18 protein-coding genes are annotated in these 19716 nt (G+C 34.7%); 14 read left to right on the top strand and 4 right to left on the bottom strand.

The annotated features are described in order from the left end of the window. Positions 1-102 precede the first annotated feature (102 nt). Together J2Z35_RS09000 and J2Z35_RS08995 are read right to left on the bottom strand one after the other, a co-directional pair. On the bottom strand, positions 103-318 hold the full coding sequence (locus tag J2Z35_RS09000) for a DUF2922 domain-containing protein (RefSeq protein ID WP_209661072.1): 216 nt from the start codon (positions 316-318) through the stop codon (positions 103-105). A 14-nt stretch (positions 319-332) separates the two neighbouring features. Further along, entirely contained in the window at positions 333-551 is a 219-nt protein-coding gene (locus tag J2Z35_RS08995; RefSeq protein ID WP_209661071.1) for a DUF1659 domain-containing protein, read from the bottom strand. Between the two features lie 152 nt (positions 552-703). Between J2Z35_RS08995 and J2Z35_RS08990 the strand changes: the two genes are divergently transcribed. From J2Z35_RS08990 to J2Z35_RS08960, 7 genes are all read left to right on the top strand, one after another. Beyond that, positions 704-2032: a CoA-disulfide reductase gene (locus J2Z35_RS08990; RefSeq protein WP_209661070.1), complete on the top strand. Its 1329-nt coding sequence runs from the start codon at positions 704-706 to the stop codon at positions 2030-2032. Between the two features lie 126 nt (positions 2033-2158). Beyond that, positions 2159-3874: an S-layer homology domain-containing protein gene (locus J2Z35_RS08985; RefSeq protein WP_209661069.1), complete on the top strand. Its 1716-nt coding sequence runs from the start codon at positions 2159-2161 to the stop codon at positions 3872-3874. Positions 3875-3894: 20 nt separating this feature from the next. Beyond that, positions 3895-4542, top strand: a complete 648-nt coding sequence (gene fsa / locus J2Z35_RS08980) for a fructose-6-phosphate aldolase (protein ID WP_209661068.1) — start codon at positions 3895-3897, stop codon at positions 4540-4542. A 188-nt stretch (positions 4543-4730) separates the two neighbouring features. Then, entirely contained in the window at positions 4731-5486 is a 756-nt protein-coding gene (locus J2Z35_RS08975) for an IclR family transcriptional regulator (protein WP_209661067.1), read from the top strand. A 109-nt stretch (positions 5487-5595) separates the two neighbouring features. After that, the gene (locus J2Z35_RS08970) at positions 5596-7014 is read left to right on the top strand and encodes a YfcC family protein (protein ID WP_209661066.1); all 1419 of its coding nucleotides are present in this window, start codon (positions 5596-5598) and stop codon (positions 7012-7014) included. A 129-nt stretch (positions 7015-7143) separates the two neighbouring features. Next, the gene (locus J2Z35_RS08965) at positions 7144-8331 is read left to right on the top strand and encodes a M20 family metallopeptidase (RefSeq protein ID WP_209661065.1); all 1188 of its coding nucleotides are present in this window, start codon (positions 7144-7146) and stop codon (positions 8329-8331) included. 56 nt (positions 8332-8387) lie between these two features. Beyond that, on the top strand, positions 8388-9755 hold the full coding sequence (locus J2Z35_RS08960) for an N-acyl-D-amino-acid deacylase family protein (protein ID WP_209661064.1): 1368 nt from the start codon (positions 8388-8390) through the stop codon (positions 9753-9755). Between the two features lie 144 nt (positions 9756-9899). Here the strand turns inward: J2Z35_RS08960 and J2Z35_RS08955 are convergent, their stop codons facing one another. After that, entirely contained in the window at positions 9900-11903 is a 2004-nt protein-coding gene (locus J2Z35_RS08955) for a methyl-accepting chemotaxis protein (protein ID WP_209661063.1), read from the bottom strand. 166 nt (positions 11904-12069) lie between these two features. Further along, positions 12070-12501 (bottom strand): GerW family sporulation protein, encoded by a 432-nt coding sequence (locus J2Z35_RS08950; RefSeq protein ID WP_209661062.1) that lies wholly within the window; start codon positions 12499-12501, stop codon positions 12070-12072. A gap of 209 nt (positions 12502-12710) precedes the next feature. Here J2Z35_RS08950 and glpX (J2Z35_RS08945) point away from each other — a divergent pair, with 209 nt between their 5' ends. The 7 genes from glpX (J2Z35_RS08945) (at position 12711) to prmC (ending at position 19712) form a co-directional block, all read left to right on the top strand. Beyond that, positions 12711-13706 (top strand): class II fructose-bisphosphatase, encoded by a 996-nt coding sequence (gene glpX, locus J2Z35_RS08945; RefSeq protein WP_330623419.1) that lies wholly within the window; start codon positions 12711-12713, stop codon positions 13704-13706. Positions 13707-13770: 64 nt separating this feature from the next. Continuing rightward, entirely contained in the window at positions 13771-14742 is a 972-nt protein-coding gene (gene glpX, locus J2Z35_RS08940) for a class II fructose-bisphosphatase (RefSeq protein WP_209661060.1), read from the top strand. A 359-nt stretch (positions 14743-15101) separates the two neighbouring features. Next, complete coding sequence (rho, locus tag J2Z35_RS08935; protein WP_209661059.1) at positions 15102-16475, top strand: transcription termination factor Rho; 1374 nt, start codon at positions 15102-15104, stop codon at positions 16473-16475. Positions 16476-16564: 89 nt separating this feature from the next. Then, on the top strand, positions 16565-16762 hold the full coding sequence (gene rpmE / locus J2Z35_RS08930; RefSeq protein ID WP_209661058.1) for a 50S ribosomal protein L31: 198 nt from the start codon (positions 16565-16567) through the stop codon (positions 16760-16762). Between the two features lie 95 nt (positions 16763-16857). Next, entirely contained in the window at positions 16858-17433 is a 576-nt protein-coding gene (locus tag J2Z35_RS08925) for a thymidine kinase (protein ID WP_209661057.1), read from the top strand. A 339-nt stretch (positions 17434-17772) separates the two neighbouring features. Further along, complete coding sequence (locus tag J2Z35_RS08920; protein ID WP_209661056.1) at positions 17773-18777, top strand: DUF1385 domain-containing protein; 1005 nt, start codon at positions 17773-17775, stop codon at positions 18775-18777. 77 nt (positions 18778-18854) lie between these two features. After that, on the top strand, positions 18855-19712 hold the full coding sequence (gene prmC / locus J2Z35_RS08915) for a peptide chain release factor N(5)-glutamine methyltransferase (RefSeq protein WP_209661055.1): 858 nt from the start codon (positions 18855-18857) through the stop codon (positions 19710-19712). Positions 19713-19716 lie beyond the last annotated feature (4 nt).

The raw sequence follows: 19716 nt of genomic DNA, 5'->3' as shown, positions 1-19716 counted from the left end.
TAATTTGCTGCCTTTTTTTTATATTTTTTTAAGAATTAAAAAAAGCGACAAAGTCGCTTTTTAGAAAGGGGCTATTTCCCGACAGCCCCTTTTTTTATTATCTTAAAACTCTATTTCAGTGCTTGAAATATTTTGAAGCTTTGCCTCTAAAACAGATGATAAAACGTCGTCCTTTACGTAAAATATTTCCTTATCTAGAATATAGTCCATTAGTGCCTTGACCTTTATAGGGTCTGGATTTTCTATTACTTCAGGAATTCTGTAGGTCTGTTTTTTTCCACTTGCCTTATTGAATGTTAGATGAAGTATACTTTGCATGATTTACCTCCTTTCTACTGGGTTATAAATTTGTTTTCTACTCTGCTAAATTCTGTGATTGCATCTTTTTGGATATCTTCAAGAAGTTCTTTAAGACCGTAGAGGTCTTCATCTGTAACCTCTGGGTTTATATTTCCCATCAGCCTTGTCTTGTAGATTTCCTTTCCATCAAGGTCTACTCCTGTCAAATACTTTAGTCTAAGTGAGCCTGGCATTTTAGTGATATTTATCATTTTCACTCCCCCTTTCACAGAGCTATATGTATATTGAACAAAAAAAGGTATTAAAAAAATTTAAAAAAATTGAAAATCTTATAAAGAGTAAAAAAATGACAAACGGGTATTAAATCCAGATAAGTGAATCGAAAAATGAAAGGAGAATTATGATGAGGCTTGTTGTGATTGGAGGAAATGCTACAGGACTTAGTGGAGCATCCAAGGTAAGAAGAGAGAGACCAGACTTTGAAATAGTTGTTTATGAAAAGACAGATGAAATCTCATATTCTCAATGCGGAATGCCTTATTATGTAGGAGGGCTTTATGATGATAAGGAAACTCTCTTTGTAAAAAAGCCTGAGGATTTTCAAAAGGACGACATAGATGTAAAAATATTTCATGAGGTTATAGACATAGATTTTGATTCTAAAAGGGTTAAGGTTAAAGACTTGAATAATGATAAAGAGTTTGAAGACACCTATGACTATCTTCTTATAGCAACAGGTGCAAAAGCGAAAATCCCTAAAATCCCAGGAGTGAATCTTCAAAATGTTCATGTATTAAAACATATATATCATGCGGTTGATATCAAAGAAAATATTGAGAAGAAAGATATAAAGGATATAGTAATTGTAGGAGGGGGATACGTAGGTCTTGAAGTTGCGGAGAGTATGATTGAGCAAGGTAAAAATGTAAGAATTATCCATAGACCTAAAAGGCTTATGGAGATTGCAGATGAGGAATTTTCTGATATTATTGAAGAGCATCTAAAGTCCTTTAATATAAAAATACACAAAGAGGAATCATTAGAGGAAATAATAGGTGATAAAAAGGTTGAGAAAATTAAGACTGACAAAGGGGAATACCCCTGTGACCTTCTTATACTTTCCATAGGAATTGCCCCAAATACAGACTTTATTAAAGGGCAAGATCTTAAAATGGAAAAGGGGATTATAGTAACTGACAGATATGGAAGAACTAGCCGAGAAAATGTATATTCAGGTGGTGACTGCGCTTTTGTATATAATAGGCTAAAGGATGATTATGAGTATATACCCCTTGGAACCTATGCCAATAAAATTGGAAGAGTATGCGGAATAAATATATCTGGAGGAAATACAGCCTATAGGGGTGGAATCGGAACATCGGTTGTAAAGATACTTGATCTTACCTATGGAAAGACTGGAATCACAGACAAAGATGGTGAAAAGCTAGGTTTAAGCCTTAAATCTAAGATGATAACCACATACTCCCATGCAAAAACATACCCAGGAAGTGAAAAAATCCATATAAAGCTTTTTTATGATGAGAAAAAGATATATGGAGTTCAGATGATAGGGAAAAAAGGAGTTGCAAAGAGGCTGGATATTTTTGTACTTGCAATAGAGCATTCTATATCCCTAGAAGATCTCAACTATGCTGATTTCTGCTACGCTCCACCTTATGCTACTCCATGGGAGGCAGTAAATATAGCAGCAGGAGCCATAAACGAAAAATAGTATAAAATTTGAAAATAGTAAACATAATGTAATATTTGTAAATGGACAAGGTTTATATTACGGCTTTATTTTATGGTATAATGTTGGAAAATAAAACTGTAGTGGTTTAATATGGGAGGCGAATATATGAAATTAAATAAAAGGGTTCTTTCGTTGGCCTTGTCCTCGATGATAGTCATTTCAAACTCCATGATTGCCTATGGAGCACCATATAGTGATATTTCCAACCATTGGGCAAAGACTTATATAGAAGATATGCAACAAAAGGATATGATAGGTGGGTATCCTGATGGAACATTTGCTCCTGACAAAGCTGTATCGAGACTTGAATCTATAATAATGCTATCTAAGCTTTTTGACCAAGATAAGGTGCAAAGAACATATAGAGAAAATATATCCAAGTGGGAAGAAAAACTAAAGGACTATAAAATACCGGATTGGTCATGGCCCTTTATTGTTTTTGCTCTTGAAAACAAAATAATACCTTCAAATGACAGCATGTTATCTGGAATAATGAATCAAAACAGAGAAAATGTACAAATGAATGCCCTTAGATATGAAGTCGCAGTATTTATGGTAAATGCTATGAACTGGCATTCTCAGATGAATAGAACAGCTGTACTTAAATATAATGATGTAAGTGAGATAAATCCACAAGCCATACCTTATATTGATGTCCTTATAAGAAACAATGTAATTAGTGAAACTGGTGACCCTCAAGGAAATTTTGGGCCAAATAGAGCTATAACAAGGGCAGAGATGGCTGTTATGATATCAAATGTCTATGATAAATCCGAAAGAGCAACAGGTATTCCAAATGAAGAAATAGATAAAGAGGTACCTGAAATACCACCAGGCGGAGGAGATGTTCCTTCTACAGGAGCTCCTGTCTCATCCAACCCAGACAATTACAGTGTGACAGACGGAAAAATAGATAGAATAATTTATGTTGGAGATAAAATAAATCTAACGGTTCAAGGGAAAGATGGAATGATTTATAGCTTTTCTAATGACTCTCAAAAAGTAGATGTAAAAATCGGGACTAAAGGGGCGGTTTTATCTGACATAAAAATGGATAAAAATGCAAAAATAGTGCATGAAGGAAATAACCTTATATCTGTAATATTAGAAGAAAGTCAAGAAAAAAGAGATGGAGTAGTTACAGGCAAATTAAAAGATATTAGAGGAAATAGACTTATAATATCAGAGGAAAAAAATGATAACACCTATGACATCAGCTCAAGTGTCCTTATTAGAAGGAATGGAATCAGAGAAGATAGTTTGACAAGTCTAAGAACGGGAGATTCTTTAGAAGTAGAGCTTAAGGATGGCTTAATTATATCTATTGAAGCAAATAGCGTAAAGTCAAGTATCAGAAAAGGTGTAATCAAAGAAATACAAGTAGGAGCCTTTGAGAATAGACTAATTGTTGAAAATTCAAATAGAGAAGATGTTGTTGTAATTTTATCATCAGAATCTCTTATAAGAGTTAGGGGAGAGCGAAAAACTATATATGCTCTTAAAGTAGGTTTTGAAGTAGATGTATATCTTGATGGAGATGTAGTAGAAGAGATAATAACCTTTGGAACTTATAGAGAGACCACTATAAACGGAACGATACTATCAGTGGATGACAGAGCAAGGATTATTGAAATGGAAGATGCACTTAAAAATGTAGTTAAAATAAGCTATAACTCAAGAACTAACATTGAAGATTTAAGATACGGAAATTTTATAGATCCAAGAAAGCTCTATAGAGGAGATGAACTCATAGTAGTAGGAGTAAAAACCTCTGGGCAGATAGATGCAACAAGAATACTTGTTAATATGAAATGGAACTAATACACTTTTAGGAGGTAGCTATGAAGATATTTTTAGATACAGCTAATGTAGCTGATATAAAAGAAGGTGCAAGCTGGGGTATTGTAGATGGGGTTACTACAAATCCTTCCCTTGTAGCAAAAGAAGGAAGGGATTTTAAGGAAGTCATAAAAGAAATAACTGAGATTGTGGATGGACCCGTATCTGCTGAAGTAATATCCCTTAAGGCAGAGGAAATGATTGAAGAGGCAAGAGAAGTAGCTAAAATGCATCCAAATGTAATAGTTAAAATACCTATGACTCCAGATGGTCTTAAAGCTGTATCAGCAGTTTCAAAAGAGGGAATAAAGACAAACGTTACTCTTGTCTTTTCATCTAATCAAGCTCTACTTGCTGCAAAAGCAGGGGCAACATATGTAAGTCCATTTCTAGGAAGACTAGATGATATAGGCTATGAAGGAATGAACCTTGTTAGAGAGATTGTAGATATATTTGATATATATGGTATAGAAGCTGAAGTGATTGCAGCTAGCATAAGGCATCCTCTTCATGTTACAGAAGCTGCGCTTGCTGGGGCTCATGTAGCAACAATACCATTTAATGTTCTTACTCAAATGGCAAAGCATCCCCTTACAGATATAGGGATTGACAAATTTCTAAAAGATTGGGAAGCTACTTTCGGAAAATAAGATTGATATATAAAAACATCCTTTTATACTAATAAATATTAGTTTTTAAGGATGTTTTTCTTGATTGTTTTAAAAATATCCTGTAAAATAAAGGAAATATTCGGAAAATTTAGAATGGTTTCCGAAAAAAATTTAAAGTTTATATAGCAAACTCTAGTTCATATTATGAACAGTGATGGAGGGGTAATATGACTTCGGGAAATACATCTATCGAAAAGGCAATAGCTACTTTAAAGAGACTTGCTGAGCCTCCTTACGAAATGACAGCATTGGACATTAGCAAAGAACTCAAAATAAACAGAAGTTCAGTCCATAGAATAATAAATTCTTTTATAAAAGAAATGATGATTCTTCAAAATCCAATAACAAAAAAATACTCATTAGGACCTGAAGCTTATAGAATTGGAAACAGTTATCTCCTGAGTCTAAATAGTATGGATCAGATAAGATATATAGTGACGGAGGTTGCTAGGGAGACCAATCAGTCAGTAGGCTATTCTGTGCTTAGTGGTGATAAGATTGTAAATATATTTGAAATTGAAAATTTCCAACCAATTAAAATAGGATATAGTCCAGGTACTGTATACCCCATAAATTCGGGTGCTTATGGAAAGACAATAATGGCTTTTTATGAGCCATGGGAAGAGCTTGTAGATATAGTAAAAAGGACATATCTTCCCCAAAAAACACCATATAGCATTACAAATCCCGATGAACTTCTTAGAGAATATGAAAAAATTAGAAAACAAGGTTATGCAATAAGTGATGAAGAAGGAATGATAGGAGCGATGGGGATAGGTGCTCCAATTAGAAACTCAAGGGGTCAGGTAGTAGGATCCATAGCAGCGGCTGTAGTTAAAGGAACATTAGATGAAAAGGATTTTGAGTTTCTTAAATTGAAAATAATTGAAGGTGCAAACAAAATATCAAAGCTTATTCCTTAAAAGTGTCAAAAATATTAAGTTAGTTAATGGAGTTGATATATATATGGAAAGGAGGTTATGAAGTAGGATTATAAAAATAAATTAATATCAAAAAGAGGAGGAATAAAAGATGAGTCAAAACGTCCAAGTTGAAAACAAGAAATTTTCAAAGGTACCCCATACGTATGTCATACTTTTTAGTGTAATTATTATAATGTCCTTACTGACATACATAGTGCCGGCAGGTACTTATGAGAGAGTAGAAGACCCCGCAACAGGGAGAACAGTTGTAGATCCTGCATCATTTCATCTGGTTGACCCAAGTCCTATAGGACCTTTTGATCTAATGCAGTCTATACCTAATGGAATGTCAGCTGCATCAGGAATAATCTTCTTTATTTTTATAGTTGGGGGAGCGTTTCAGATGATAGCTTCAACTGGAGCTATAGAAGCCGGAATTAGCAAAATTGCTCTTAGTCTTAAGGGTAAGGAAAAGTTTATGATTCCTATATTCATGGTGATATTTTCCATAGGTGGGGGGACCTTTGGGATGGCGGAGGAGACCATAGTCTTTGTCCCTATTGGTATAGCTCTTGCAAGGGCGCTAGGCTATGATGCCATAGTGGGTACTGCAATGATAACTCTTGGAGCTGCTGTGGGATTCTCATCTGGTTTTATGAATCCATTTACTGTAGGGGTTGCTCAAGGGATAGCAGAGGTACCTCTTTTTTCAGGAATTGGTCTTAGACTTGTTGTTCTTGTAGTTATGCTTATTGTGACTATGATATATGTAATGAGATATGCTGCAAAAGTTCAAGATAATATGGAAAACAGTGTAGTAAGTGATCTTGAAGCAGAGCAAAAGCACAAGATTATGGATTTAAATGACGTTCCAGCTTTTGAAAAGCAGCATTATCTTGTCCTTACAACTATAGTGATTGGATTTGGTTTTATTATTTATGGAGTATTCCAATTAGGATGGTATATCACAGAGATTGCTTCAGCCTTTCTTGCTATGGGAATCATAGGAGGTCTTTTAGGTAAGATGGGGCCTAGCAAGCTTGCAAAAGAGTTTGTTGAAGGAGCAAGAGGTATAGTATTTGGAGCTCTTGTAGTTGGAGTTGCAAGAGGAATACTTGTAGTAATGCAAGATGGTATGATTATAGATACACTTATAAATGGACTGGCATCAGCAATTCAAACTCTTCCAAGTAGTATAGCAGTAGTTGGAATGATGTTAGTACAGGTAATAATAAACTTCTTCATACCTTCAGGAAGTGGTCAAGCAGCAGCTACTATGCCAATAATGACTCCACTTTCAGACATAATTGGAGTTACAAGACAGACGGCAGTAATGGCATATCAGTTTGGTGATGGATTTACAAACTCGATAATACCTACGTCTGCAACACTTATGGCTGCTCTTTCAATAGGTAGAGTTCCTTATGAAAGATGGGTAAAATTCTTATGGCCGCTTATGCTTATATGGATAGGAATTGGAGCAGTATTTATGATAATTGCAGATGTAATACAGTACGGACCTTTCTAAAAGTTTAAACTAGAGTATAAATAAGGCATTTAAAAATAATTAATTTAGTAAGTCCAATTTCACATCAACATTAGACGAAAAGGTCATGGACAGATTTTCTTCCATGGCCTTTCGCTTAAGGGGGAAAATATGTTTAATATATTTGATTATGTAAAAGAGGATGAAGTGATAGAGCTTACAAGGGAGCTTGTTAAAATTCCAAGTCATGTAGATACACCGGGAAGGGAAAAAGAAGTGGCTCAGTTTATCTATGAATTTTGCAAAAAAGAAGGGCTTGAAACAGAGCTTATAGAGGTAGATGGTGAAAGAACAAATGTAATGGCATATATTAAGGGAGAAGGAGATGGAAAAACCCTTCTTTTTAACGGTCATACTGATACAGTCCCGCCATATGATATGACTATAGAGCCATATGGTGGTGAAGTGAAAGATGGTTTTGTATGGGGAAGAGGCGGCAATGACATGAAGGGTGCTATAGCATCTATGCTTATTGCTATGGTGGGCCTTAAAAGAGCAGGGGCTAAGCTAAATGGAAATATTATTTTTGCAGGCGTAATCGGAGAAGAAGAACGCAGTGAAGGAACTGAGTATCTTGTGAAAAATGGGATAAAAGCAGATGGAGCGATAGTTGGAGAGCCTTCAAATTATGAGTATGCTATAGGACATAGAGGTCTTGAATGGCTTGAGATTAAAGTGAAAGGAAAAGCAGCTCATGGAGGGGTGCCTAACCTTGGGGTAAATGCCATATCCAAGGCTGCAAAACTAATTTTAAAAATTGAAGAGCAGGTCATGCCGAAGCTCAAGGATAGAGACAATGAATTTATGGGGCCGTCTGTAATGAATTTTGGAAAAATAGAAGGGGGAAATCAGCCTAGTACAGTTGCTGACTGGTGCTCTATCAAAATAGACAGAAGATATATCCCTGGAGAAAGTGTAGAGAGTGTGATAAAGGAGTATCAGGAAGTAATAGACATATTAAAAAAAGAAGATCCTGATTTTGATGCAGAGATTACAAGAATGCCAAACAATATGCTTACCCTAGACCACCTTTATCTAATTACTGATGAAAATCACCCTATTGTAAATTCTGTAAAAAAATCTATTAAAGAAAAGATAGGAAAAATGCCTGAAATTACAAGAAGAAGAGGGTGGACTGATGCAGCTCTTTTAAGCGGCTTTGCAAAAATTCCAACAGTAGTAACAGGACCAGGAGATATAGCTTATTCTCATACTAAAGATGAAAAAGTACCTGTAAATCAGCTTGTGGATTATGTTGACATATATGCAAAGATAGCAATTGATTTTTGTAATCAATAAAAAAAGTGAGATTTTATTAAGTCAATTTTTTATAGTGGATTTAAGGAGGACTTTTAATGAAAATAATAAATGGAAGTATTCCGGATTTTGATTCAATGAAATTTGAGATTGCAGATATAGGAATAAAAGACGGTAAAATAATAGAGATTGCAAAACAAGGGGAGCTAAAAGGGGTATATGAGAAAGAAATAAATGCTAGTGGAATGATAGTTTCTCCGGGATTTGTGGATATTCATATGCACGAAGAGGTAATAGGAGAAACTGTGGATGGAGACGACTATGATATAGCAAACAAAATGCTTCTGATGGGTGCTACTACATGTGTAGGCGGGAACTGTGGAAACAATAGGCAATCTGTAAAGGAGTTTTTCGGATTTATCGATAAAAATGGAGCACCTGTAAATTATCTGCAGTTTACAGGCCATAATTTCCTTAGAGCAAAGGTAGGCATAGATGATAGATATAGGGCTGCCACTGCTGATGAAATAGAGAAGATGGGAAAGATATTAAGAGAAGATATACTAAAGCAAGGAGCTATTGGTCTTTCTTTCGGTCTTGAATATTCACCTGGAATAACCCTTGATGAAATACTATCATTAACAGAGTATGTAAAAGACCTTGATATACTTCTCTCTGCACATTTTAGAAAGGATGCAAAGTATGCAATAGAGTCTATTAAGGAACTTATTGAAATTTCAAGAAAGACAGGAAAGCCAATGCAGATATCTCATCTGGGAAGCTGTAGTGCTTATGGAATGATGAAAGAATCTTTAGATTTAATTAAATCTGCAAGAGATGAAGGCCTTGATATAACAGCAGATTGTTATCCATATGATGCATTTAGCACATATATAGGTTCTGCGGTATTTGATGAAGGTTGCTTTGAACTTTGGAACAAAACCTATCAGGATATCCTTCTTACGGAAGAGCCATATAAAGGTGTTTACTGCAATGAAGAGCTTTTCAATAGAGTAAGGAAAGAGCATCCTCAAATGCTGGTAGTGGCATTTGTGATGAATGAAGAAGAAGTGGTTGAAGCAATCAAATCACCATTTGTTTATGTTGCAAGTGATGGTCTATATAGAAAGGGACAGGGACATCCAAGGGGTGCTGGTACATTTCCTAGAGTGCTTGGTAAATATGTGCGAGATGATAAAGAATTAAGTCTTATTGAAGCCATAAAAAAGATGACAATAGACCCAGCAAAAAGATTAGGGTTAGATAAAAAAGGAAGTATAAAAGAGAATATGGATGCAGATATAGTAATATTTGACCCTGAAGAAATAATAGATAAGGCAGATTTTATGAATCCTACTTTACCTCCAAAGGGAATAAAATATGTTATTATTGATGGGAAAATTGCTGTAAAGGAAAATGAAATCTTTGAAAAAAGAACTGGAAAAGCAATAAAAATAATGAAATAAGAGTAAAGCAAAGAAATAGAAGATTGGTAAGGGGCATATTAATATTTGGCCTTAACCAATAAAAAAGCCAAAAGTTTGAAGGATTATCCAATAAAAAGGATGTTCCAAAACTTTTGGCTTTTAAAATTAGATGAAATAAATATATTAGAATTTAAATCTCATTATCATATCTTGAAGATTTTGAGCCATATCAGAAAGTTCAGCACTTGCATTTGCAATCTCCTCTGCTGATGCTGTCTGCTCTTCGATAGTTGCTGAAGTTTCCTCGGTGGAAGCGGCATTTTCTTCAGATACCACTGAAAGTCTTTCTATATTTGCTAAAATACTTTCTTTTCTTACGTTCATACCTTCTGCTGAGGCTGAAATCTCGTTGACCATTTGTTCGGATTTTTTTATGGCTAAGGAGATATTTTCAAAGGTATCTCGAGTCTCGGATACGCTTTCTTCCTGAAGCCTTACTATTGTACCAGCTTCCTCCATTTTCTTTACAGCAACTTCAGCATCTGTTTTTAATTTTTCCACCATTTCGTCTATTACTGATGTAGTACTTCTAGATTGCTCTGCAAGCTTTCTTATTTCATCTGCAACAACAGCAAAACCTCTTCCATGTTCTCCTGCTCTAGCAGCCTCAATAGAAGCATTAAGGGCAAGAAGGTTGGTCTGATCAGCTATGGTGGTTATAAGTGCGCTAGATTCCCCAATCTTGTTTGAGCTTTCTCTAGTTTTTAATATACTTTCAAATACTGTTTTTGCAGCATCACTGTTATCCTTGGTCTTTTGATCAAGAACTCTCACTATTTCAGTACCTGAGTCTACAAGAGCAGAAATCTCACTCGAAGAATCAAGGAGCTCTATGCTCTTGAACTTATTATTCTCTATATTCTTTCCAAGTAGTTCAAGAGATGATGATGCATCGGATATATTGCTTGCTTGGTCAGAAGACCCTTTTGCTATTTCATTTACAGCCTGAGCAACTTCCTCTGAAGCTCTAGCTGATTGTTCAGATGCTGCTGTAAGTTCTTCAGAAGTAGCAGAGACATTACTTGCTGTATCTGAAACATTAATTAAAAGAGTTCTTAAGTTTTCTGACATAAATATAAGTTCAGTTGCCATGAGGCCAATCTCGTCTTTTCTATTTTTTAAGACTTCGGTAGATTTAGAGTCAATCTTACTAAAATCCAAATTTGACTGTTTTTTTACAATGTCCGTAAGTTTTATAATAGGGCTTGCTAATGATTTTCCCAGTGTATAGGATATTAAAATTGAGAGAATAAGTATGGAAAAGACTATCAAAGCTAGCAATCTCGTAAGTCTTGATACTCCTTCATTCACTTCTTCTTGGTTTGCTGTAATAATCAAAGTCCAGTTAGTTCCAACTATTGGTGAATATGAAGCATAAAGATCTTCCCCTTCGTAGGTATATGTAGAGATTCCATCTTTTTCATCAAGCACCTTAGAGAAAAGCTGAGATAAAGGAATTAAATCAGGATTAGCCTGAGATTCTTCTATAGGCTGAAACTGATTCATAACAAGATCTCTGTTGGGGTGAGCTACAACAATCCCTTTGTCATTTATTACATATGCATATCCAGTCTCACCGTAGCCCATATCTGAAGTGATTTCAGCAAGAGCATTTCCATCTCGGCGGGCAAGTAATACTCCAAGGACTTCACCATCATATTCTATTGGAACAGCATACATAAGAACAGCGCTGTTTGTTACCTTACTTATAATTACATCGGAAACTGCAGGCTCACCAGAAAGGGCCTTTTTAATATATCCTCTATCTGACAAATCAGCTGTATTTTCCTCTAATACATATCTTGCCTGACCATTTAAATCTACTATTGCCATATCAAGATACCCAAGTCTCTTTACATCATCTATTAACGAGCTTCTTTGAGTTTCAAAATCCATTGATTGGGTTCGTTCTCTTTTAGCAAGCTCGTGAAGAATTTCTAATCTACTATTAACCGCCATCTCTATTTTTTCAGTCCCTAAAGAAGTTACTCTAGCCATTCCGCTTTCGGTCTCTTTAACAATATGATTTCGACTAATAAAAATAGATACTCCCCCGACTATTAGTCCAATAGACAGTGCAAATAGGCCTATATAGATTGTGATTTTTAAAGCTAACCCTTTTTTCACATAAATCTCCCCTTAATTTTTTTGGTAAAACTATTTTAAATCTATATTGATTTAATTTTAACATATATGGAAGTCCTGAATAGTAATATAAATTAAAAAATATATAAAAGACGCCATTGAAATAAATCAAGTGGCGTTTATAGGTATATAGATACAATTATAAAAATTAGTGATGATTATAGTAATGTTTTTTCTTGCAATAGAGCATTCCCGCAAGACATAGACCAAACATTGCTCCCATCTTGAATAAAGATACACCAAGAAGAGCGGATTTGAAAGAAAAAAGAGGTGTCTTTACAAACTTCGTACAGCTTGGAGTTACTTCTATATAGCCAACAGGCTTTATTTTAAAACTAGCTCCTCCCCCACCTCCAAAGCCATCTTCTTTACCATCTTTATCTGCTGAGGTTTCTGCATCAGAATCCTCTGTATTCGATGAGCCAAACCCATATCCAAAGCTGCAGCATACTTTTCCCACTGGGATTATTGTTTTTCCGTATTTTTCTGTTGCCTCTCCAAATACATGATTTACATCAGCTGATTTTAAAGACTCTATTATTTCTGATACTGCTACGTTTTTGCCAGCTTTAAATTTCATAAAACTTCCCCCTCTTTAAAAGAATTGTTTCATTAAAATCACAGTATGATTTATACCCATACAAACTTAATTAATTCAAAATATAATTTTGACAGTAATAATGTCATCCTATATAATTGTTAGTTGATGATTGTGATATACTTTATGGTTTATATAAAAGCCATAAGGTTTGTTATGAAAATATTTTTAGTTTTGATATGGAGGATATGATGGGTAGAAATCTTGCACTTGAACTGGTTAGAGTAACTGAAACTGCTGCACTTGCTTCGGCAAGATATATGGGCAGAGGTGATAAAAACGGCGCTGATGGAGCAGCTGTAGAAGGCATGAGATTAGCTTTTCAAAGTATAGATATAGATGGAGAAGTTGTAATAGGTGAGGGTGAGCTTGATGAAGCTCCTATGCTATATATAGGGGAAAAGCTTGGGACTGGAAAAGGAATGGAAACTGATATAGCAGTTGACCCACTAGAGGGAACTAGCCTTATTGCTAAAGGTCTTCCAAACTCTATAGCTGTACTTGCCATGGCAGAAAAGGGATGTCTACTTAAAGCTCCTGATACATATATGAAAAAAATAGTGGTGGGTCCTGAAGCAAAAGGAGCAATAGATATAACAGATACTGTAGCTAATAATATTCTTAAAGTATCTAAGGCTCTTGACAAGAGAGTTTCTGAAGTTACAATAATGGTTCAAGATAGAGAAAGACATCAGTATATAATAGATGAAGCTAGAGCAGTAGGAGCAAGGATCAAGGTGTTTAGTGATGGAGATATAGCAGCTGCACTTGCTGCTTGTTTTGAAGAAACTGGGGTAGATATATTTATGGGAATAGGAGGAGCTCCAGAAGGTGTAATTACAGCAGCTGCTGTAAAATGCCTTGGAGGAGACATGCAGGGATGCCTAAATCCTCTTAGCCAAGAAGAAATTAATAGATGTAAAGAAATGGGATTTGATGAGGAAAAACTATATAAAATACTTCTTTTGGATGACCTTGCAAAGGGAGAGGAAATATTTTTTGCAGCTACTGGAATCACAAGTGGTGACCTTTTAAAAGGGGTAGTTTATCTTAAAGGAGATAAGGCGAAAACTCACTCTATAGTAATGAGGTCAAAAACAGGTACAGTTAGGTTTGTGGAAGCATATCATAGGCTTGACAAAAATAGCATAATGACAAACCTTATGGACAAATATAGAGAAATATAAAAAATATGTTAAAAGATTCGCCTAGATATAGTAAAATAAAAATCATAGATTAAGGGAGGTTGTTATGGATAGAAATCTTGCGATTAACCTAGTAAGAGTAACTGAAGCTGCGGCTATAGAGAGTGCTAAGTATCTTGGTAGAGGAGATAAAGACGGTGCAGATGAAGCGGCGGTTAGAGCTATGAGAAAAATGTTTTCAACTGTTGATATAGATGGAACTGTGGTAATAGGAGAAGGTGAAATGGACGAAGCACCTATGCTCTACATAGGTGAAAAGGTAGGAATGGGAGAAGGTTTTGAAAAGGTAGATATAGCAGTAGATCCTGTAGAAGGGACTATTTCAGTTGCAAAAGGGTTCAACAATGCCATATCTGTAATTGCAATGGCTCCTAAAGGAAACCTTCTTCATGCTCCAGATATGTATATGCAAAAAATAGCAATAGGTCCTAAAGCTAAAGGGAAAGTAAGTCTTGATATGCCTGTACCTGATATACTTATTGCTACTGCAGATGCGCTTGACAAGCCGTTAGATAAGCTTACAGTTACCATGCTTGATAGAGAGAGACATCATAACTTAATAAAGATATGCAGAGAAATGGGATGCAGAATTAAATTTATTATGGATGGAGATGTCGCAGCTGCTATAGACACTTGCTTTGACCATACTGGTATAGATATAATGTTAGGCTCTGGAGGGGCACCAGAAGGGGTACTTGCTGCAGCTGCAATAAAATGTCTTGGTGGGGATTTCCAAGGAAGACTTATAGCTGAAGAAGATGAAGAATATGAAAGATGTATGAAAATGGGAGTAAATCCTGAGAATCTTCTTGAGATGGAAGACCTAGTAAAAGGAGAAGAAGTTTACTTTGCTGCAACTGGAATCACGGAAGGTAATCTGCTTAAAGGTGTAGTGTTTGGTCATGATGATACTGCTATAACCCATTCCATAGTAATGAGAGCTGAAACTGGAACAATAAGATTTGTAGAGGCAATTCATAGACTAAGTAAAAAGCCGTATGTATATGGGTTAAAGTAAGACTATTTTAAAACTTTTTGGAAAAGCCTTGCTAAATTAATTTGTTGGCAAGGCTTTATTTTGAAAAAATAATCTTTCATGTTATAATATAAAAAAGAATCATAAAAGTATTACTATAAAAAATACAACATCTATATAAGTGAATCTGCGTGATGAATCTTTTCAGATAAATCTTGTCTGCAAAATTATTTTTTCCCAATTTAAACTCTAGGATTTCCAAAAACCAAAACTCCCCAAAAGTTTAATATATAATAGAGTCCTTTTAAATGTAAAAACTTAGATGGAAAATTAGATTACATAATTTAAAGATAGATTAATATTTGTAAAGTTACGCAGTTTATTTCAGGAGGATAATTCAAATGGATAATTTAACTAATATGAAGTTGTCTGATTTAAGGACTTTGGCTAAAGAAAATGGTCTAAAATCAGTAACTTCATATAAAAAAAATGAACTTATAGAATATCTTGAAAAGGATATAAGTCAAAAAAAAGCTATGATGCAGGAAAAGGAAGTAGGAAATTCAAAGGATGTAGACAAAAATGCAGCAAATGATGCGGTAAAAAATGAGGCCCTTCCTGAAAAACTTGCAGACGAGCTTAAAAATGAAGAGGAAGTAGATTTTGCAGAAGGGGTACTTGAGATTCTTCCTGATGGATATGGTTTTTTAAGAGGGTCGAACTATCTCTCTACAGAAAATGATATATATATATCACCATCTCAGATAAGAAGATTTAGTATGAAGACAGGGGATAAAATTCTAGGGATTACGCGACCTCCAAAAAATGGAGAAAAATTTAGAGCCATCCTTTATGTGAAATCTATTAATGGTTTTAAGCCAGATGCAGCATCAAAGAGAAAATCCTTTGATTCACTGACCCCTATATATCCAGAGGAAAGATTTTATCTTGAAAAATCAGGAGAACTTTCTGCAAGGCTTATTGATGTAGTAAGTCCAGTTGGAAAAGGACAAAGAGGACTTATTGTTGCCCCGCCAAAGGCAGGGAAAACCACTCTTTTAAAGACTGTTGCAAACTCTATAATAAAGAGCAATAAGGAAGTGGAGCTTATTGTACTTCTTGTTGATGAAAGACCCGAAGAGGTTACAGATATAAGAGAATCTGTAATGTGTGCAGATGTAATATCATCTACCTTCGATGAGCTTCCATCTCACCATATAAAGGTGGCTGAGATGGTACTAAGCAGAGCCAAAAGACTTGTAGAACATGGAAAAGATGTAGTAATCCTTCTTGATAGCATCACAAGGCTTGCTAGAGCATATAATCTAACTATCCAGCCTACTGGAAGAACCCTATCTGGAGGACTTGACCCTGGTGCTCTTTACGGACCGAAAAAATTCTTTGGAGCTGCTAGAAACATAAGAGGGGGAGGCTCTCTTACAATACTTGCAACTGCACTTGTAGAGACAGGCTCTAGGATGGATGATGTAATTTTTGAAGAATTTAAAGGAACAGGAAACATGGAGCTTCATCTTGATAGAAGACTTTCAGAAAAAAGAATATACCCAGCTATTGATATATATAAATCAGGTACTAGAAAAGAAGAAATGCTTCTAGGGGAAGATGAACTTTTATGTGGATATAACTTAAGAAGAACTCTTATAAACTCTACTGCCCATGAAAGCATGGAGCAAATTATATCAATGATGAAAAATACAAAAAACAATAATGATTTTGTTCAGCTAATAAATAAAGCTTTTGAAAAAGAAAAGTGATTGAACTTAAAAAGATATTATGTTACAATGTCATAGTTGATAAAATGTAAGATAGATTAATTATGTTTAGCAGGAGAGAGGTGAATTTCATGAAACCAAATATTCATCCAGAATATAAAGAAATCAAGGTTCATTGTGCGTGTGGAAATGAATTTATGGCAGGATCTACTAATGAAGAGATTCGTGTGGAAGTTTGTTCGCAATGTCATCCTTTTTACACAGGACAGGCTAAGAGCATTGAAAAGGGTGGAAGAATCGAAAGATTCAACAACAAATTCAAAAGATAAAAAATATGATAAGGACCGCAAAGGCGGTCCTTTAATATTTTTTGAAGCTAATGTATAATTAAATAATGTAAAAATAGATTATTTTGAGGTGAGATATGTATAGACCAACTGACCATGGTTATATAGAAGTTGTAGTAGGACCAATGTATAGCGGAAAAAGCGAAGAACTTATAAGAAGATTAAAAAGAGCTAAAATAGCAAAACAGGATGTTATCGTATTTAAACCGTGTATAGACAATCGCTATAGCAAAGAAGATGTGGTATCTCATAGCGGTATAAGTATTAGAGCCATTGCTATAAATCATCCAGAGGAAATACTTGATTATATTACGGATGAAACTCAGGTTGTGGGGATAGACGAGGTTCAATTTTTTCATGAGAGGGTTGTAGAGATTGCTCTTAGGCTTGCAGATATGGGTATTAGAGTAATAACAGCTGGACTCGATATGGATTTTAAAGCAGAACCATTTGGACCAGTTCCTGGACTTCTTTCAAGAGCTGAGTTTGTAGATAAGCTTCAGGCTGTTTGCATGAAATGTGGTTCACCAGCTACTAGAACTCAAAGATTGATAAATGGAAAGCCTGCAAGATACGATGATCCTATAATACTTGTTGGCGCAACTGAGTCTTACGAAGCAAGATGCAGAAAATGTCACCAAATATCGAAATAAAAACAATGAAAAAAACACAAAAAAGAAATTTGGCCACAGGTTCTCCTGTGGCCAGCTGTCTTTATATGGGGAAATATTTTAAAGGAAAACTTCAAGATATTAATCTCTAAGTCTTTAAAATTATTATATACTAGAAGATAAAATAAATCAAGTGTAACATAAAAATAATAAAAATAAAATATAATTTTATTATAAAACAATTTTTAACTATGTTCTTATGATATATTAAATATGTAAATAATGAATTGTTATAAAAATATAACCTTTAATTATAAATAAAGCAGTATAATAATATTAGAGATAAAAGTTATTTTAGAAATCAAACTAAGGAGAATAATTATGAGGAAATTAAGTGTAGGAGGACAGGCCCTCATCGAAGGGGTCATGATGAAGAGTGAAGAAAAAAAAGCTATAGCTATTAGAAAATCAAATGGAGAGATAGTTTTAAAGACAGAAAATATAAAAAGTGCTGGAAATAAGCTTAGAAAGGTACCTTTTGTAAGAGGCGTGTTTATGCTTATAGACTCAATGGTTCAAGGCAGTAAAGATATAAATTATTCAGCGTCATTTTTTGAAGAAGAAGAGGAAGTAGATGGTTTCTTTGAAAATCTTATGACGAAAATTTTCAAAGAAAATGCAGACAAGGTAGCAACAGTTATTTCTATGGTTATTGCTGTAGCTTTAGCTTTAGGTCTTTTTGTAATTCTTCCATCTTTTGTGGTTAGTTTTTCTGAATCTGATACAGGAGCCTTAAAGAGTCTTAAAGAGGGGATTATAAAGGTTGGTTTCTTTGTAGCTTATATATACCTTATATCATTGCTTTCAGATATTAAGAGGGTTTTTCAATATCATGGAGCAGAACATAAATCTATACAGGCATATGAGAGGGATTTGGAACTTACCGTAGAAAATGTTAAGAAAATGCCTAGACTCCATCCTAGATGTGGCACGAATTTTATATTTGTGGTTCTTATGGTGTCTACATTTATTTTTTCTTTTATATCTACAGAAAGCATCCTTTTAAGATCTTTATTAAAAGTAATTATGCTTCCAATAGTTTCAGGAATATCCTATGAAATTATAAAACTTGCAGGAAAGGGAAATGACCCTTTTACTAAAGCTCTTGTATTTCCTGGACTTATGCTTCAAAAAATAACTACAAAAGAGCCTGACGAAAGACAAATAGAGGTTGCAATTGCATCTCTAAAGGGAGCCCTTGGTATCAATGAGACCAAAGAGGACATGAAAGAGGATGCACAGGAGGTTTTTTTACTTAATCAAGACATCCTTGAAAGAGAGAAAACTTTTGCAGCAGCAATAGCTAATAATGGAGCTGGAGAATAGAATTAGCTTTCGATTTATATTATTTAAAATCATAATTACTTGCCTATAAATTAAAACTTTTGGAAAGGATAGATTGGATGACCATAAAAGAACTGATTGCTTTTGGGATGGATGAGCTTTCAAATACTCAAAACCCAAGACTTGATTCTGAGCTTATAATAGGTTATGTTCTTCAAAAGGAGAGGCTTTATCTTATACTTAACTTAGAGGAGAGTATAGAAGAAAATAAGGAAAAGAAAATAAAAGAATATCTTTCACTAAGAAAATCTGGAACTCCAATTCACTATATATTAAAAGAGAGGGAGTTTATGGGGATGGATTTTCTGGTGGAGAAGTCTGTACTTATTCCAAGACCGGATACTGAAATTTTAGTTGAAGAGCTAATCAAGGAGCTGAAAGATAGTAATTTAAATGAAAAAAAAGACATCCTTGGGATAGAAATAGGTCCAGGAAGCGGAATTATATCAATTTCCCTTCTAAAAGAATTTTCTAACCTAAAGATTATAGCTTGTGATATCAATCCTTCTGCCATAGAGCTTACTAGGAAAAATTCCATTAGGCATGGTGTAAAAGATAGACTTGATGTAAGAGAAGGAAGCCTATTTCATAAAATCGAAGGAAATATTAAAGCAGATTTTATAGTATCTAATCCTCCTTATATAAAAAAAGATGTAATAAAAACTCTTCAAATTGAAATAAGAGAGCACGAGCCTTTAGATGCATTAGATGGCGGGGAAGATGGCCTCGATTTTTATAGAGCAATAGTTAGGGATGGCTCAAACTTTTTAAATAAGGGAGGAATCATGGCCTTTGAAATAGGATATGACCAAGGGGAAGCTGTAAAGACTGTAATGAATGGCTCAGGATATGAAGATATATCAGTATATAAAGATTTAGCAGGACTTGACAGGGTTGTAATAGGGCGAAAAATTTGATATA

Source organism: Acetoanaerobium pronyense, from assembly GCF_017874355.1.
Classification (GTDB): Bacteria; Bacillota; Clostridia; order Peptostreptococcales; family Filifactoraceae; genus Acetoanaerobium; species Acetoanaerobium pronyense.
This window is presented reverse-complemented; position numbering and strand designations above follow the sequence as displayed.

Coding starts and splice junctions, on each gene's coding strand:
- J2Z35_RS09000 (WP_209661072.1), bottom strand. CDS start 318: ATGCAAAGTATACTTCATCTAACATTCAATAAGGCAAGTGGAAAAAAA.
- J2Z35_RS08995 (WP_209661071.1), bottom strand. CDS start 551: ATGATAAATATCACTAAAATGCCAGGCTCACTTAGACTAAAGTATTTG.
- J2Z35_RS08990 (WP_209661070.1), top strand. CDS start 704: ATGAGGCTTGTTGTGATTGGAGGAAATGCTACAGGACTTAGTGGAGCA.
- J2Z35_RS08985 (WP_209661069.1), top strand. CDS start 2,159: ATGAAATTAAATAAAAGGGTTCTTTCGTTGGCCTTGTCCTCGATGATA.
- fsa (WP_209661068.1), top strand. CDS start 3,895: ATGAAGATATTTTTAGATACAGCTAATGTAGCTGATATAAAAGAAGGT.
- J2Z35_RS08975 (WP_209661067.1), top strand. CDS start 4,731: ATGACTTCGGGAAATACATCTATCGAAAAGGCAATAGCTACTTTAAAG.
- J2Z35_RS08970 (WP_209661066.1), top strand. CDS start 5,596: ATGAGTCAAAACGTCCAAGTTGAAAACAAGAAATTTTCAAAGGTACCC.
- J2Z35_RS08965 (WP_209661065.1), top strand. CDS start 7,144: ATGTTTAATATATTTGATTATGTAAAAGAGGATGAAGTGATAGAGCTT.
- J2Z35_RS08960 (WP_209661064.1), top strand. CDS start 8,388: ATGAAAATAATAAATGGAAGTATTCCGGATTTTGATTCAATGAAATTT.
- J2Z35_RS08950 (WP_209661062.1), bottom strand. CDS start 12,501: ATGAAATTTAAAGCTGGCAAAAACGTAGCAGTATCAGAAATAATAGAG.
- glpX (WP_330623419.1), top strand. CDS start 12,711: ATGGGTAGAAATCTTGCACTTGAACTGGTTAGAGTAACTGAAACTGCT.
- glpX (WP_209661060.1), top strand. CDS start 13,771: ATGGATAGAAATCTTGCGATTAACCTAGTAAGAGTAACTGAAGCTGCG.
- rho (WP_209661059.1), top strand. CDS start 15,102: ATGGATAATTTAACTAATATGAAGTTGTCTGATTTAAGGACTTTGGCT.
- rpmE (WP_209661058.1), top strand. CDS start 16,565: ATGAAACCAAATATTCATCCAGAATATAAAGAAATCAAGGTTCATTGT.
- J2Z35_RS08925 (WP_209661057.1), top strand. CDS start 16,858: ATGTATAGACCAACTGACCATGGTTATATAGAAGTTGTAGTAGGACCA.
- J2Z35_RS08920 (WP_209661056.1), top strand. CDS start 17,773: ATGAGGAAATTAAGTGTAGGAGGACAGGCCCTCATCGAAGGGGTCATG.
- prmC (WP_209661055.1), top strand. CDS start 18,855: ATGACCATAAAAGAACTGATTGCTTTTGGGATGGATGAGCTTTCAAAT.